We start from the raw sequence: 15,159 nt of genomic DNA, 5'->3' as shown, positions 1-15,159 counted from the left end.
CAACGCCCGAGGCAGCCGGCGGCCGGGAGGGCGGCGCAGCGGAGCGCCGACCATCGGTTTGAGACGGAATCGCTTCTTTCGTCCCGACATCCACGTGCTCCGTTGAGAGGAGGCAGGCTGCATGCCGCCTCCGGTTCGGGTCTTCCTACAGCGCCCTGTAGGTCGTCGGATAGCCGGCCTCGACGATCGCGGCGGCTATCGCCTCGGGCGGTGCGGAGCTCTCGACCTTCGCCTTCTTGGTGCCGACGTTGATGTTCGAGCTTGCGGTCGGATCGGCCTGTTCGATGGCCTTCTTCACCGTGCCGGCGCAGTGCCCGCAGGTCATGTTGGGAATGTCGAACTCGTACATTTTGTTCTCCTCGCACATGGGGGAAAAATGGAGGTTACCCCTGTTGGAAGGTCAAGGGGATAATCGTGCTATCGCTCTAATCGGCGGCATACACGGAATAGCCGCGCGAGACGGACCGCAGATCTCAAAGCGTCACTGGAAGCGTACCTTTCGGTCATTGATCAATTGTGAGCCGCACTCTGTTGATCGTGGGCCTGGAGGGCCGGCGGCAAGCATATCGACTGATCCTGACGATCGCCTCGCTCGTCCAGACCTAATTGTCAGCATGTCGAGAAGCGGAATAACTGCTCCGGCGCTTGCGACCTCAGTGAGAAAAAAGCCTTTTCCAACCCCGGTACAAGATGATCGCGGCGGCGCCGATGACAATGCCAAGGATCGCCTGCATAAACGAGGTTGCGAACCAGTTGGTAATCTGTGGCAAAACAACGAATGCCTGTTCCACAACGTGGGCAAAGCCTTCGATCATATGCTCCGGCAGATGAAGTCCCATCTCGGCAAGGCTGTGAACGATGATGCTGCCACCGACCCACAACATGGCGGCAGTGCCGACCGTCGCGAGGATCTTCAGGAGCACAGGAACACCTGTGACGAGGCCCGTGCCGATGACCCTCCCGAATGAACTTCCACCTCGCGTCAGATATAAGCCAATATCGTCCGCTTTGACGATCAAGGCGACGACACCATAGACAGCGGCAGTGATCAGAACCCCGACGGCCGCCAAAACCGCGGCTTGCGAATAGATGTCCAATCCAGAGACGCCGGCGAGCGTCAGCGCCATGATCTCGGCCGAGAGGATGAAGTCGGTGCGGATCGCTCCCGCGACCTTCTCGTTCTCCAGCCTGGCCCTTTCCAGCGATACAGTTGGATCTGAAGCATGACCGGAGGCATGCGGAAACATCGCCTTGTAAAGCTTCTCCGCTCCTTCAAAGCAGAGGTAGATACCGCCGATCATCAGCAGCGGCGTGATCAGCCAAGGCGCAAAGTATCCCAGGATAAGGCAGATCGGCAAGCCGTTGATGCCTTTCAACGCGGCGATAGAGATGCCGCTCAGGCCACGCTGTTTGGCGCCGAGCACGAAAGGCTGCAACGGGATCTTCTAGCGACCGTTGGCGGCCGCCGAGATCGGACTGAAGGAGCATGATCGGCTGGCGCTGGCTCGGCAGATGATGGAACGGAAGCTGGAGGGGCGGCGGACGTCGTCAAAATTGCCTGAGCTGGTGGAGCTTGTCATGGCAAAGCCTTTGGTGTCGGCCGGAACGGTGGCCAAAACGCTCGAGGTCACGCCGCAGGCGGCGCGGCGGATCGTTTTGGAACTCGGCCTCAGAGAGATGACGGGGAGGGGGACGTTTCGGGCATGGGGCATTTTGTAGCCACATGACGCGGCTGGACGTTTGCGCGGACTTGATGAACGCGGGCGCAATCGCATGCTCCCTTCTCCCAAAGACATTTTGACACCGATCGGTTCGCCGCCGACTCCTGCCTTGGAACCGCACGCTGGACATATGTGAGGCTTTAGGTCTGTTCCGTTTGTTTGAACTGCATAGCCGAAGGCGGTTAAGCCGACCAAAGCGGATCGTGCACCGTGTCAGGGTGGTAATGGCCTACTATGCAATCCGGAGACAGATCGCTCGATAGGCTGAAGCCGCTTCCCGCCCCGGGGCTGAGTGCGTACGGCTGCAATTCGTCCACCAGTTCGCAGAACAGAACCTCTAGAATCAAACCTGCAAACTCTTGGAGCGTATAATCTCGGACCTGAGACATTGGGATGTCGCAAATGAACATTGTCGGACGCCCGATCTCTTTCAGAATTCGCTTTACTTCCGAGGTGTTGCCTAGACCTATGCCGAGGCAGTAAAGATATTCACTCCCATAGACGAGATAGTGGCCCGAGCTGCCAGAGCGGGTAGTTAGATTGCGCTCGTCAGCGCAAAAATATAGCCGGCCCTCCCGGCCACCCGTCACCTTTCGGGCATCGATCTCCTTGATGGCGAGCTGCAGTCGTTCCTCAGTAGCGAATCTGAGTCTGCCGTTCAGGAAAAGGGTTCTCGCGCGATCTTCAACTTCGTCAGAGCGGAGAAAGCGCAGGCCGCTTTTGTAGAACTGAGCCAAATCGTTCGTTCGGGTACCGTGAGCCGCTCGGAAAAAGCGGAATCTCTGCCGGAGGCGCTGAGCGGTAAGCCCTTTTATGTCCCCGTGCTCTCCTGTCACTCCAAAAATCAGGTCGTCCAGCCAGCTTAGGTCATCCGATACGACGAACTCTGGGGGCGCTTCCTTAAACGCGAGTTTGACGTCTTGGGTGATCACATCGCCAAGGAGTGACCAGATTGTCTTCCGCCAGGAATTTACACGCGGATAACAGAAAACGTCTCTTGGGACGTTGCCACGGAGTAAGGGATCTTCGGCTATCTCTCGATCCTCGTTCCCAGGCAACATCAACCCCGTACGCTCGCATGTAGACCATCGGTAGTTCATCCATCCCTCGCCAGTTCTGTCACTTCGACATTACAGCCGTGCTTCTCGAGCAAAGCTTTCAAACGCAATACACGGCTATGCGGAGCGGCGATCACGAGAAGTCGTTCAGCACGAGAGGCCGCAACGTAAATTTTTCGAGCATCTTCTCCCCATTTCGCGGCCGAATTTCCTTCAATAAAGTCAAGGATTCCACCACTTGTCTGGGTGGTCATAACCACGCATACCGCAGGAAACTCCATACCCTTCACCGAATGGATTGTTCTCGCTGGAGACGATTGGAGAGGCGGCTGGGAAAGGACTGTCTCGAGGTTGTTATGCTTCCTCAATCTCTGGCCAATTTTCCGCGTGCCGACGAGGCCGGGGCTGAGGATGGATCGAGCGCGCGCGAGCCAACCCTCCGCTGTCTCGCCTTCGCGCACAACCAGATCGTTTGCTATCGCGATAAGTGCGGGACGCCACCGACCATCATCAAGGTTCGTATCGGCGACGTGGGCGTGATAGCTGCCGAGCGATGGGATCTTCTCTTGGACGTACAGTACAGTTCGATGCAGATTGACGAGCGCCTCCTTGCGGTTTCCTGACGCAAAGGCAAAATGATATTGCATCGCCGCCTCTGCTAGAAGCAACGTCATTTCCTTGGTTCGGCCAACGATCGGTTGCCCGATAGCATTACTTCCGGTTGGTCGCGTCGAGGCGATCAACGGCGCGACGTCTAATGGGATTTCGTACTCCGCGACTATCTTCTGATATGCTGCGCCTATCGCCGGCGTGACTTTCGTACCCGGGTAGGACAGGATGTGCACCGGCGTGCTGTCATGTTTGCGCGGGCCAAGCGGCTTGTCGATTGTTGCCACGCCCCCAGGTGGCTTGAGGGCCACGACTGCTGCGCAGATCGCGGGCGATGATCTAAAATTGCCGGTCATCGATAGCTGCTGATCATCAGGAAACGTCTTCGCAAATTTTATCAGCTCATCTGCGACGCCGCCCCGAAACTGGTAGATCGATTGGTGCGGATCGCAGATGACTTTGATCGCGATTCCGGCCGTCCTCAACCAAGCGACTATGTCAAGATCCGAGGGATTACAGTCCTGAGCCTCGTCGACAATAACCTCGAAAAAGCGGGCGGCCAGCGCCTTTCCTACGCGCTCTCGAAAACTGCTATCTCCTAAGCGCTGTGACACGATCCAACGCACATCGTCAAAGTCGATCATCCCCTTGCTCAGAGCACTTTTCTGGGTGCGGATCGCAGCGGTTTCCCATGCGGTTATGTTGCGTTTCTCAACATCAAAACCCGCTTCTTTCAACGAGTCTTCATCGGCGTCTCCGGTCTGTCTATCGAAGAGGCGAAAAGCGAGAGGTTGAGCATTTGGGAACGGCACTATTTCCCAGTCGGATTTGTCAGGAACGAGACGGGGTAAAACGGCGATGTCCGGAATACCAAACGGTTGAATGAAGAACTGCCAGAGAAAGCGATCGAATGTTCCGAGGAAGCTCGGGAAGAGCGGCACAGGCAGGACGCGTAAGCCTCTGAGGCGGGCTTCGAGCTCCTCGACCGCCGCGTTTGTAAATGAGAGAAATGCAACACCGCGGCGATGTTTCCCGTCTTGCAGTGCTGTCCTCGCGCGCTCGACGAGCGTGCGTGTTTTTCCCGCCCCAGGGCAGGCGGTGATAAACGCCGACCCGGTATGGTTGATAATGATCCTCTGTTCTTCAGTCGGTGTGAAAGATTTCTGGTTCACGAGACCACGGCCTCAATCGCTTCGCCGATGTAAGCCGGAACCTTGAACGCCTCGCCATCCTCAATTCGCTTGGCCAGCATCTGGGCGAAATCGCCTTTCCGGGTCGTCTTGAAAATTTTGTGGATCGCCTTTGCACGCGCGTCGCCCGACAATGCAGCAGCGTTATCCCACTTTCGCCGGGACCTTGGATGAAGTTCGAGGTACACGTTTCGGAGAATGTCGACGTTTCCAGCCTCGATCAGTTCGGTTTCCAGGGAGTAGGTGCTGGCTATCGCCCTGAATTGAGCAATCCCTCCAAGTGACGTCGCCAGATCATCGAACTCTCTCTTCCGCCGCTCTCCAGGTATAACGGGATCGACGGTTTTCGCCTGGGTGGCGGCTTCATCCTTCTCGCTATCGAGCGCTTGCGCGACCTCTTCTTGGACTGAAGCGCTCTCAGCGTTGTCTTCCGCTACAAGTGAGGGAACGTTACCAGCGCTTTCGTTTGTCTCGTCCTGCGCATCGCCGTCGTCGTCTTCATCCTCGTCGGCCGCTCTGTCGCCGTCGGTCATAACAACAAGTCGATCGGCTATTCGTGCGTCGTTTACCGATGTCAGCAGCAACTTTATGTACGGAGCAAAATCCACACCGTCGATGGGCACGAAGACAGTCGACATGAACAGCCGCAGCTTTTCAGGGTGACTTTTCAACGTGTGGTGTTTCGCGACAATGGGAAGCAACAAAGCCTCCGCGATACCTTCTACTAGAAGCACGCGACCACCGAACAGGAGTGCGGCCTTGGTGACGTCGAGATAACGATCGATTTTCCGGCGTTCACCGTCGTCAAGGGGAAGTTTGCAAAGCGGAATGACGCGCGTCGATCTACGCATCGCTGCGGCCGTCATTGTCGCGACGACGACTCCATCCGTCGACTCGTCCGAGGAGGACGTCTCGGATGCTGCACTGCTCTCGATTACAGCCGTGTCGGCCAGCTGTGGCTCGGGCTCCGTCTTTTCACTCTCCGAGGATGGTGCTGGCACTGCGACCGACTTGAACAAAACCAGCCTCTCGTTGGCCACCCACGCCGAGAGGTTTGGTGAGTGTGTCGCGACGACAACTTGAAGCTCTCCGGCCAAGGATCCATCGTTAGGAGATGTCGACCTAGATTGGGCAGCCTGATCGCGAAGAAACGATAGGACGGCGGCCTGTAGTTGAGGGTGCAGGTGTGCTTCCGGCTCCTCCACCAGAAAAAGTGTTAGATCGGCCGTCCGAACCTTTTCGAGTTCCACTGCAATGGTCGCCATGAACAACAAGTTGGCGTAACCATGTCCTGAGTACCGCAGATCTTCTGGATCCACGCCGTGATCAGCGAGTTTAAAGCGAAGGTCGCGAGCGATGTCGACCAGTGCTTCATCCGATGCAAACCCAAGAGAAGCGGTTTGCCGCCGCACGCCGGAAGTTAGGGCTTGTAGTCCCTTGTCGACCGCACCATCAACCTTTTGAAGCACATCGTGTGAGTGAGTGCGTGCCAGATCCTTTGCCAGTTCCGCTGGCGATGATCCATCGAGGAAATGTGTGAGGAGAGCCATGATCCGGGTCGGGTTTCCGGACGCGAGCGAACGCTTCGCATCTCTCAGGGTAGGAAGATAGACGTGGCGTATCATCTCATGACAACCCGGCTCGGGCGTGTTGCCTTCTTTTCCTGCCCATAACGTTGGCCTTGCGCCAACGCGGTTCGCGGTGAAGTTCAATCCGAACGCGGCGCGGGTAAGGGAAACGTCTGTAGCCGCTGAGATTAGTCGGCCTTGCTGGCCAGTGGACAGTTCCTCGAACTCGCCGACCATCTCGAAGTCCGGCCGCGTACTTTGAAAGCGAATATCGGTTCCTTCGCAGTAAATCTCGCGGCGGCCACTAAGCGGTACAGTCAAAAGCCGCATCGCATCGATTGCATTACTCTTGCCGCCGTTATTTTCGCCAACGAAAACCGTAAGGTCTTTTTGAAGCTCAATCTCAGTCTCATGAAACGAACGGAAATTTGCGAGCTTAATTTTTCTTAAGTACATCGAATCCCCCAAATGCCAGGACTGTAGCCGATCAAACACAAATCCTCGACATCACACGTTCGCAATCCACGAACGAATTTTGTCTTTCTCCCTTGTTCTATGGTTGCACTCGCTTTTGCGCGCGGATTGGCCGCGTTTCGTTCAGGCCATGGACCATGTCTGAGACATCGCGACGCTTAGGGCCTGCCGATCGGCAACGCGCGATTGCCAACTGCGAGCGACGCCTTGTGACCCACCGAGAGCGGCGAAGGCAAATACGAAGTCACTTCTGGAGTTTGGCAACCTCGAAATTTCTATGGTTGAGAGCCGAGCTTCATCTGCTGCTCTGACGCGGAAAGAACGTCGAAAAGGCTTTTGTATCCGGGCAGGCAAGTACAGCATCTAGCCTGGTCTATCCCGATTGAATTCACTACGTGCTGGGTACTCTCAGGTGGGATCCTCATTCGTCCGTCCCGAAGAGCCAGAAACAGCACCTCCCTCGATACGTCGGCTCCGAGGAAATCTATGGCGTCAGGATGCGTCAGAATGTCGAGCGACCAACAGGCCTCAGCGCTCATGAGCTGCTCTACCCTTCTGCGTCCCCTCTTTTCATCGATAACCGGCAAAAGGCCACGTGAACGTGCGATAGCGATTGTTGCTGCCTCACCATCGTCTAGCGACGGTGAAGTAGACGTGAGTTCGAAAAAGAACTCGAACTCCTGATCCGATAGGTCGACGAGTGAGACCTTCCCTGCAGTCTCCAACGTGCGCAGAAATGCCTTTTCGCCGTTTCGTCTGCTCGTCTCGTGGTCAAGCTCGCCAGCCACGATGTTTGAAATGACGATAGGGTTTGGGACGGCTGAAAGGATCTCTGCACCACGCCGGCATGCATGGAGGTTGATGAGAACGCTCGTATCGAGGATCAGAGCACCGGTTTGATCACTCAGGGAACTTGAGTAGGTCATCCGTTTCTTTTTCCTCGAGCTCGATTTCGTCGATGATCTCGCGAAGCTGCAACCTGCTGATTTTCAGAAGTTCTGCAAGCTGACCCTCCGACATCAATTCGCGTTTCCATGCTGCATGCGCCATAAGGCTCAGTCGATGTGAGACCAGGCGGTCTGCATCAGCTTTACCACTGTCACGGCGGTCGATTGGTCCGCCGAAGACTTCCCGCACATGCTCGTCGGTAATGCCACCGTTGTTCTCAAACCAGGCCCACGTTCCCTTCTTCACTAACCCGAGTTCTTCGAGGCGCAGAACACAGGCCTGGCGCGAAATGCCGAACTGGTCGGCGAGCAAGATGACGAGGCGGCGCGTGGTCTTTCCGGTGATCTCCTTCAGCTGAAGAAAACTTTCGGCAAAGCTCTCTGGTGGCGCAAGCAGCGCCCGGCCAAACGCATTTGCATAGCGTTCATCGCGTGAGAGAAATTTCTCATCCTCTTCCAACACCTCAGGCATCTGCCGCGTGCCAAAGAAATGTCCGCACTCGTGAGAGGCAGTCTGCACTCTACGAGGAAGGGGGTGGTTAGCATTGAGCAAAATACATGCGCCAACGGCATCGTCGTAGGTGAACAAGCCTGCGATACGTGACCGTGAGGACAAGCGGCGTTGGTATAGCCGTATGCCTAGACCGTGCTCGATTACCGAAAAAATATCGGGAATCGGCCCCCCGCCAAGTCCCAACCACTCTCGCAGCTCCTTCGCGTGCGCTTCTCCCAAAGCGACCACGTCGCCCTCGTTTATGCCGCGTTCAGGCGGGTAGTTGCGTCGGCGCTGGATACCGAGGATGTTCTCTAGTTCGATATCGGCTTTGATCAGGTCGTTGAGCAGACGAACGGCCTCTAAAGTGTGCTCGTCCTCAGTATCGCGGAGTTTACGAAAACGGGGCAACAGGTCGGTATGCACAGCTTCGCGACGCAATAGTGCATTGACTGAGACACCATAGTGACGAGCGAGAGCCTGGATTTCTTGCATCCGAACCCGACGAACACCTTTTTCGATCGAAACAAGAGTTGGGCGCGATACGCCGATAAATTGGGCGGCATCGTCCTGGCGAACATCAGCATTTTCACGTGCGATTCGAAGTCTCCGCCCGATCTCTTGTGCGCTCAGCTCATTTAAAGCGGTCATGGCGCCCTCCGTCCATCCAACCCTTTAAAAAGCTCTTGTCACCTTGGGCGGACATAAATGCCTGCCACTCACTCGCATGCGTCATTAACATCATTCTCAAGTTTCGAAGCGTCACGTCATACGTCTCGCCTATTGCGGCTGCAATCTGCGAGGCGAACGGACGTAACGCTGCGTCGGGTAGATCTGCTAGGTCGGCGAGGTGCTGGAAATGGCGCGCGCCGACGCTTCCATATTCAATCATTATCTCCTGGTCAGCCTGGGCTGCTATGCCCTTGAAAGCGTGACTGACTTCACTGGCAGATAGGTCTGATACAACATACGTATCGTCTGCCTCTAGCACGCCTGCCGCATGCAGGCTCATTCTGCGAAGCAAACATGCTGCACATAATCCGCACTGCCGGCGTCGATCGGCATTCACCACCCGTCTCGTCTGCCAACACGATCGCGTAGTCGTTAGGTGTTTATCCGCCTTGCCTGGTAGTGCAAGGAAAGCGGACATGGTCTGTCCCTTTGTTGACCACAGGCGAGGTTGTTCAAACTTAATGCTACAGCCGAGCAGCGCTCGCGCGAACCGTTCCATCTTCCTGAAGAACGTCGGATAATTGCGGTAGTCGGTATAGATGTTATAAAGCGGGACCAGGACCGGGCCGAGTGCACCTTGCCCACTTTCCGGGACGACAATCCTGGAGACTTTGGACAGCTGAGCCACAATCGACGCTATCGTAGCAAACTGGAATCCGCGCGATCTAAAGCTGCTTTCTCTTCCCTCAAACCCCTTCACCTTGAACGGAATTTTCGTGAAGTAGCTTTCACCCTCCACCCTGCGTTGCTTGGTCGCCGCTACGCGAACACAAAGAGCCTCCTCTCGGCTTCCACTGAGTGCCGACACTGCGCGAGAGTCCAAGCCGTTGCTGTAGGCAATCGCAAACTTTTTTTCTTGTTCGAAGAAAAGCGGCATCTGCTTGGAGCCGATAGGTGAGCGCCCACTAGCCTTGATAAACGAGAAACGCCAGTTGTCGCCGGTGAGAAAATTCATCGTGCTGCGAAGCGTGGCTTGAACGTCGGGTTTCGACCAGCACTCGAAGTCTATGACCGGTATCTCAACACTGATATTACGCAACCAGCCAGCAGGTCGTCTCCAGCGTCGATCAGCGAATTCTATAGCCGCGGCCAAGATCATAAGGTCATAGTGTATCGGTGCAAAACCCTTCACGTCGAAGGTATCAAGCACATCAGGGTCGAACTGGATGTGCTTTCCAATTTCTGCGACCACGATGTTATTCGCCGAGCGAACACGCGCGGGATTGCCCTTCTCGACCACGAGAAGATGCTTCTCTGAATGGGTTTCAGTATGCGCGTCAGTCATCGTCAGGACCATCGTTTACATCCGTTCGCGCCGTGCGGCGGAACGCACCCTTCTCACCGTTCTCAAGAGCTGCGCATACGCGCGCGACATCCACCGCAGCAAAGGTCTCCTTGTTTCGGTGAAGGCCTTTCACAAAATCCGCGTTGCTCATATCGCGGACTTCCTTTGCACGAATGCATTCCTCATCAATGCGGTTCTTGGCGTTGCCCAGTACCTCCGACACCGCGCTTTCAAGCGCAAGATCCAGCGACCGGCGTTCGGGCAAAGCATCTCTCAGGTTGCATAATAGGTGCCGTTCCAAAGCGTCGTGCAGCGGAGAACGCTCGTTTCTGTCAAAGATTATCTCGGTGGCGGAAACTGCGTCGAGATCCATTTGATCATTCGATGCACGGGCGTCCAGTTCTCGGTAAAGGCGCCCGAATGACTGCATATCGATGCCGCCCAGTACACTGTGGCAGGCCTGTTTTACGCGCTCATCCTGGGAGACAGCGTCACTGACGAGGTCCTGTCCATAAACTTTCCATCTATTGCTCAATGCGGAATTTCGGAAAGGTCCATCAGTCATCGCTGCCTCCAATGTCTGCAAGATGATCGCATAATCTGACAAAGTCAACATATGGATAGAAAAAGCTGACAATTTGGCGATGCAACCTTTTATCGCAGGTGTGCAGACTTTCTAAAATCAACGGACCAGCGTCTACTCAGGAGATATGATTGAGGGCATTCGACTGGCTTAGCGGCCATAACAGCAGCCACAGCCAATGACGTTACAAAACCCTATTATCCCAACTTGCGAAGGCCGTTCAGGAACGCCTCGAGTTCGTCAATGCTTTTCATCACCTCGTCAAACCGCGGGACCTCGCCAAAGATCATGGCTGACATACGATCATAATCCCTGGAGAGTTTTTCACGCATCGGCGCCGATGGTGTGAGTCTGTAACTCCCGGGAACTGCGCGGTCATATCGATGGTCCGGTGCTCGAAACATGAGCTCCTTATGGGCTCTGCACGCTTCGGCAAGCTCGTTCATTGAAGCTGTTTCCTCGCCATACGCGCCGTTTGTCCAAATCTGATGGACGTCATAGTAATGACGCGAATAGCGATTGAGGTCTGGGACTGGCTTTTCAGGATTTTGCTCGTCGGCCCGCTTCTCGGTCATTTCGGTCATCGCGTGGAGGATGAGCACCTTTTCCCAGAAGGTTCTTTCCGGCTTCACCGTTGTCACTCCGTGGACAGCCAGATCGTTCGCTGAGTTTAACTCAGATGCGATGTATGGGGTGATCGTGCGAGTTTCGACAGGGACCGGATCGGGGCGAGCCCCGCCTTCTATCCTTACTGCCGGCTGAACGTAGTCAATGTCGCCCGTAAACACGCTCTTATAGCCGACGACAAGGATATCCAGAGCATCGCGTTTCCGATAGGCATCGTAGCCGTATTCAACGGCAAAGTGTCCTGCCTCGCCGATGGCGGCCTCGGTCTCTTCGATCTTTCGCAGAAGCTGGTCACGCAAGGGGCCGGAAATGTAAGTGCGCGCGGCCTCATCAACCTTGTCCGCGAGCATTCTTTGCTGCTTGGTCACAGAGCCCTGTTCGGCTATCTCTTTCTCTAGGGGAGCGTCGATATCGGCCTTATAGACGCCGATGTCGATGTCTTCCGAGAACCGCTTGATGACGTCATAGGCCTTGCTCAGGCTGGTGCCACCCTTGAAATAGAGATTGACCGGGTCGCCTTCTCGCTGATTGAATAAAAAATCCAGGATCCAGCAGACATAGAGATCCTTTTCGACATTCTCTGCCCGGGTCTGGAGCCCGGCCGCTACTGCCGCATATAGCGCGCGGCGTTCGTCAGGGCTCGATCGAAGAACTTCAATGAACGTCGTCTGCATCTTCGGTCTTCTCTCGCTCGTTCTGGTCAGGCGCCAAAGAGTCTGCGATTTCTTGCGCGGCCGGATACATCCATGCCGGCATAGCTGCAAGGTTCGACCGAAGATCGTTCGAGATCGCTTGTCGACTTTGGCTATTCTTTAGTTTCTGGATAATTCCATTTATCGCAGGTTCAATGCTGCTGGGTTCATCGCGCAACCAGGCCAACGCCTGAACGATGCGCATTGCTGGTCGTCCGGCCCAGAATGCGGCCTTTGCCGAAGCTCTCTTGAAGTCGAGCCTGTAGACAACCGGTGCGCTTGCCTGGATATCACCTGCAGCAGCATTGATCTCAATCGTTCTAGGGTATGTGTCTGCGTGGATGGTCGATCGTGCGGGAGCAGCTGTCGTGAGGCCGAGGTCGTTGGCCGCGGTCATCCCATCGACAAGTATTCGAAGTTTGTCCCGACGGGCAATCGCATCGACGAAGGACGCGCGTGGTGGGAAAACCAGCTTTCCTGTGAGCTTGCTGACGGACGGTTTGTCATAAAGGCCGCGGTAGGGCCGACGGATATCGCCTCGATTGGTCAGGCGTTGCAGCGCCTTCTCGACAGCGTTCGGGCTGGCCAAATCCAGGAAGTCACCGCGAGACCATACACCCGAAGGCGCACCGGCGGCGATCCGCGTATAAATCCGCTCAAGCGTGTCAGAAGTCGGATCGGGCATAAAAAAAGCTTCCTAGTGTCCAAAGATTATATTCAAATTCTGGTCAGTGACAAGCTGTCCAAAGTTTGAGTACAAATTCTGGTCAGTAAGTCTGGGATGCCTGAATCTGGTTGATGCCGGATGAGCGCTTTCGGTAGAGGCCAAACGATAAGAGCAAACGACGGTGTCGCCGCACCGACGGGAAACAGCCCAATCCCGCTCTCATGCGATGGCGTCCTGGCCCGGGGCCGGATCTTCCACGATCAACCCGCAAGGGGTCCGCTAGCAAGCTGCGGCCGCTTGGCTACGCCGCCGCGGTGATCGCGCCCGCCCCCGTGCCTTTTGGAGCCATCGAGCGGGAATTGGCCCGCTCCCCAAATGGAGCCACTTCAATGTCGCACGATCTTACTCTCGCACAGTCCCATGCCTTCCAGCTTTCCCGCGACCTGATGGTCCCGGTCACCGTCTTCGAAGTCGACGGTGAATATGGCGTGCTCCCCTCTGACGAGATCGACGCCGATGATGACCTCTCGGTCATTCATGAATTTTTCCCATGGGGAGCTCACTGAGCCCCGCTTCGCGGTACCGGCTGCCGCTCGCGAGCTGGCGGCCGCAAGGGAGGCTTCGCCGCGCCTGTGGGTCGATACTTGTCGAATCCTACAATTGCCAGGCGCGCCCTTGCAGCCTTTGCTCTTCGCGCCGGTGAGAAGCTGCCTGCAGAAAAGCAGGAAGGAAGAACATGAGAGGTCGGTCGCGATGCGACCGAAGGGAAGATGAAAAGAGAAGAGTTGGAGGCGCTACGCGCCAAGGTCAGTTGCGAAGCTGTGCTGGAGCAGGCCGGATATGAACTCGATGCGAAGGAAAGTACCCGTCGAGCCGTCAAATACCGGCGTGGCAGCAGCATCATTATTGTGACCCATGACGGACGCGGCTGGTTCGATCCACTGAGCGATGCGAAAGGCGATGTTTTCGCGCTCGCCATGTTTCTTGATAAGGTCACTTTTCCGGTGGCGGCGGAAGCAGTCGCGGAGCTGGTTGGGTTTCGACTTTCTCGTCCGGAATGGAAGTCTCCGCGCTCTTCAGGCTCGGCGGGAGAAATTCCCGGGCGCTGGCGAAGCCGGCGTACGCCGTCGCCCGACTCCGACACGTGGCGCTATCTTTGTTGGGAGCGCGGGGTGCCCCCTGCCATCGTCCGGCACGCTATCCGGGAGGACATCCTGCGGGAAGGACCTTATGGCAGCATGTGGGCTGCGCATGTCGATTGCCATGGCGCGGTGGTCGGCTGGGAAGAGCGCGGGCCCGAATGGCGGGGTTTTTCCGCTGGTGGCTCCAAAGTATTGTTCCGGCTCGGCCCAAGGAACTTCAACCGCCTTTGCGTGACCGAGGCCGCGATTGACGCGATGAGTCTTTCGGCGCTCGAGGGCTCGCGCGAGGGGACGCTCTACATCAGCACCGGTGGCGGATGGTCTCCTACCACAGACACCGCCCTCGCCGCGCTGGCGGCCCACCCAGGATCCAGTCTTGTCGCCGCCACCGACGCCAATTCCCAAGGTGATGCCTATGCGGAACGGCTGCGCGCGATTGCGGAAAAGTCCGGCTGCGATTGGCAGCGCCTCCGTCCGCCGGCTGACGATTGGAACGCGGTTCTCCAGAACCGGGAAAGGGAAAGACGAGAAAGGAGCGAGGGGAAGAGGAATGAGGCCTGCCGCATGCGTGCCGGCCGCATCAAGGGAAGCTTCGCCCGGCAAGAGCCGGCCCTTGACCCGTCCGGACACGAGGCCGGCCGATCGGGAGGGGTCATGAAGGACTGAAGAGGATAGTGAGGTCGAAACGACAGTGCTGCCTTCGGTCCCCAAACCCCGAAAGGATTAAGCCGATGACCTCGATATCCCTCCCCCGCAAAGTGTTTCAGGGTGTGGCCAAGCGCGCCGACATGTTCCGCATGTTTGACAGGCACGCGCAGCGGCCCAACCGCTTCGCCGGTGATCAGTCCGACGTTTATGCCGGCGAATGGTTTGAGATCGACGAGACGTCCTATTCCTACATGCTCGACATCCTGCCGCCGCTCTGGATGCGTGGACCGATCTTTGCCATGCGCGAGTTCATGAGCGGTTCCGTGACCTCGGTATTTTACGCGATGCGGATCGATGACACCGTCCGATACTTTCATACGTATTGCGACCTCTCCGATCCCAACTCGGTCGAGACGATGCGCTCGGTAATCGCCGATCGCGAAACCCGGCCGGTTCGAGCCATGAGCCGCGAAGAACGGCTCGAACATATCTGGAGCACCACTGCGGACGACTATCGTGGCTATGCCGGCACCCGCTGGCCGACGCCGATGCAGGGCCATCGCACGATCATGCTCTATGGCGGCACGGAAGGAACCTTTCTGAAGCTGCTCGACACCCTGAGCGACAACGAGATCGCGGCTAAGCTGCCGGTCCACCTGCGTTACCTTCCTTCCTCCCTGGCCGCCTGAGCGGTCGCATCCCAGCAAGACGACGTTGCGGCCG

The 15,159-nt window shown here is 56.6% G+C and carries 14 protein-coding genes and 1 pseudogene; 4 read left to right on the top strand and 11 right to left on the bottom strand.

Annotated features, from left to right (window positions below):
• Nucleotides 1-145 precede the first annotated feature (145 nt).
• Nucleotides 146-349 carry a heavy-metal-associated domain-containing protein gene (locus QZ869_RS13365; protein WP_153312735.1) on the bottom strand — a complete coding sequence of 68 codons (204 nt, stop codon included), beginning with the start codon at nucleotides 347-349 and terminating at the stop codon, nucleotides 146-148.
• Nucleotides 350-653: 304 nt separating this feature from the next.
• A complete protein-coding gene (locus tag QZ869_RS13360) occupies nucleotides 654-1,436 on the bottom strand; it encodes a DUF808 family protein (protein ID WP_296105392.1) in 783 nt (260 codons plus the stop codon).
• Between the two features lie 19 nt (nucleotides 1,437-1,455).
• Between QZ869_RS13360 and QZ869_RS13355 the strand changes: the two are divergent.
• Nucleotides 1,456-1,719: pseudogene (locus QZ869_RS13355) on the top strand (helix-turn-helix domain-containing protein); the annotation flags it as partial.
• 184 nt (nucleotides 1,720-1,903) lie between these two features.
• Here the strand turns inward: QZ869_RS13355 and QZ869_RS13350 are convergent.
• The 9 genes from QZ869_RS13350 to QZ869_RS13310 all read right to left on the bottom strand — a co-directional run bounded on the left by QZ869_RS13350 (nucleotide 1,904) and on the right by QZ869_RS13310 (nucleotide 12,664).
• Entirely contained in the window at nucleotides 1,904-2,653 is a 750-nt protein-coding gene (locus QZ869_RS13350) for a hypothetical protein (protein ID WP_296105391.1), read from the bottom strand.
• 164 nt (nucleotides 2,654-2,817) lie between these two features.
• Nucleotides 2,818-4,560 (bottom strand): ATP-dependent helicase, encoded by a 1,743-nt coding sequence (locus QZ869_RS13345; protein WP_296105389.1) that lies wholly within the window; start codon nucleotides 4,558-4,560, stop codon nucleotides 2,818-2,820.
• Complete coding sequence (locus tag QZ869_RS13340) at nucleotides 4,557-6,641, bottom strand: AAA family ATPase (RefSeq protein ID WP_296105387.1); 2,085 nt, start codon at nucleotides 6,639-6,641, stop codon at nucleotides 4,557-4,559. The genes QZ869_RS13345 and QZ869_RS13340 overlap by 4 nt, the downstream gene beginning before the upstream one ends.
• Before the next feature lie 254 nt (nucleotides 6,642-6,895).
• Complete coding sequence (locus tag QZ869_RS13335) at nucleotides 6,896-7,546, bottom strand: DNA-binding protein (protein WP_296105385.1); 651 nt, start codon at nucleotides 7,544-7,546, stop codon at nucleotides 6,896-6,898.
• Nucleotides 7,521-8,711, bottom strand: coding sequence for an XRE family transcriptional regulator (locus QZ869_RS13330; RefSeq protein ID WP_296105384.1), 1,191 nt, complete (start codon nucleotides 8,709-8,711; stop codon nucleotides 7,521-7,523). Before QZ869_RS13330 ends, QZ869_RS13335 begins: the two co-directional genes overlap by 26 nt.
• Entirely contained in the window at nucleotides 8,695-10,089 is a 1,395-nt protein-coding gene (locus QZ869_RS13325; RefSeq protein WP_296105382.1) for a 7-cyano-7-deazaguanine synthase, read from the bottom strand. The genes QZ869_RS13330 and QZ869_RS13325 overlap by 17 nt, the downstream gene beginning before the upstream one ends.
• On the bottom strand, nucleotides 10,070-10,714 hold the full coding sequence (locus QZ869_RS13320; protein ID WP_296105380.1) for a hypothetical protein: 645 nt from the start codon (nucleotides 10,712-10,714) through the stop codon (nucleotides 10,070-10,072). The genes QZ869_RS13325 and QZ869_RS13320 overlap by 20 nt, the downstream gene beginning before the upstream one ends.
• Before the next feature lie 143 nt (nucleotides 10,715-10,857).
• Nucleotides 10,858-11,961: a nucleotidyl transferase AbiEii/AbiGii toxin family protein gene (locus tag QZ869_RS13315; protein WP_296105378.1), complete on the bottom strand. Its 1,104-nt coding sequence runs from the start codon at nucleotides 11,959-11,961 to the stop codon at nucleotides 10,858-10,860.
• A complete protein-coding gene (locus QZ869_RS13310; protein ID WP_296105376.1) occupies nucleotides 11,942-12,664 on the bottom strand; it encodes a DUF6088 family protein in 723 nt (240 codons plus the stop codon). Before QZ869_RS13310 ends, QZ869_RS13315 begins: the two co-directional genes overlap by 20 nt.
• 371 nt (nucleotides 12,665-13,035) lie before the next feature.
• On the opposite strand from QZ869_RS13310, the gene QZ869_RS13305 reads away from it, so the two are divergent.
• From QZ869_RS13305 to QZ869_RS13295, 3 genes are all read left to right on the top strand, one after another.
• Complete coding sequence (locus tag QZ869_RS13305; protein ID WP_200951794.1) at nucleotides 13,036-13,212, top strand: hypothetical protein; 177 nt, start codon at nucleotides 13,036-13,038, stop codon at nucleotides 13,210-13,212.
• A gap of 204 nt (nucleotides 13,213-13,416) precedes the next feature.
• Nucleotides 13,417-14,454 carry a DUF3991 and toprim domain-containing protein gene (locus QZ869_RS13300; protein WP_296105372.1) on the top strand — a complete coding sequence of 346 codons (1,038 nt, stop codon included), beginning with the start codon at nucleotides 13,417-13,419 and terminating at the stop codon, nucleotides 14,452-14,454.
• A gap of 65 nt (nucleotides 14,455-14,519) precedes the next feature.
• On the top strand, nucleotides 14,520-15,125 hold the full coding sequence (locus QZ869_RS13295) for a DUF1419 domain-containing protein (protein WP_247262249.1): 606 nt from the start codon (nucleotides 14,520-14,522) through the stop codon (nucleotides 15,123-15,125).
• Nucleotides 15,126-15,159: the final 34 nt, after the last annotated feature.

The sequence above is a fragment of the uncultured Agrobacterium sp. genome (assembly GCF_913777885.1).
Lineage (GTDB): Bacteria > Pseudomonadota > Alphaproteobacteria > Rhizobiales > Rhizobiaceae > Agrobacterium.
The sequence above is the reverse complement of the archived record's forward strand: the minus strand, read 5'-3'. Positions and strand labels throughout refer to the sequence as shown.

What these genes read in the sequence shown, in the direction of transcription:
- QZ869_RS13310 (WP_296105376.1), bottom strand. Translation starts at nt 12,664, where the DNA reads ATGCCCGATCCGACTTCTGACACGCTTGAGCGGATTTATACGCGGATC.
- QZ869_RS13330 (WP_296105384.1), bottom strand. Translation starts at nt 8,711, where the DNA reads ATGACCGCTTTAAATGAGCTGAGCGCACAAGAGATCGGGCGGAGACTT.
- QZ869_RS13335 (WP_296105385.1), bottom strand. Translation starts at nt 7,546, where the DNA reads ATGACCTACTCAAGTTCCCTGAGTGATCAAACCGGTGCTCTGATCCTC.
- QZ869_RS13295 (WP_247262249.1), top strand. Translation starts at nt 14,520, where the DNA reads ATGACCTCGATATCCCTCCCCCGCAAAGTGTTTCAGGGTGTGGCCAAG.
- QZ869_RS13325 (WP_296105382.1), bottom strand. Translation starts at nt 10,089, where the DNA reads ATGGTCCTGACGATGACTGACGCGCATACTGAAACCCATTCAGAGAAG.
- QZ869_RS13315 (WP_296105378.1), bottom strand. Translation starts at nt 11,961, where the DNA reads ATGCAGACGACGTTCATTGAAGTTCTTCGATCGAGCCCTGACGAACGC.
- QZ869_RS13300 (WP_296105372.1), top strand. Translation starts at nt 13,417, where the DNA reads ATGAAAAGAGAAGAGTTGGAGGCGCTACGCGCCAAGGTCAGTTGCGAA.
- QZ869_RS13305 (WP_200951794.1), top strand. Translation starts at nt 13,036, where the DNA reads ATGTCGCACGATCTTACTCTCGCACAGTCCCATGCCTTCCAGCTTTCC.
- QZ869_RS13365 (WP_153312735.1), bottom strand. Translation starts at nt 349, where the DNA reads ATGTACGAGTTCGACATTCCCAACATGACCTGCGGGCACTGCGCCGGC.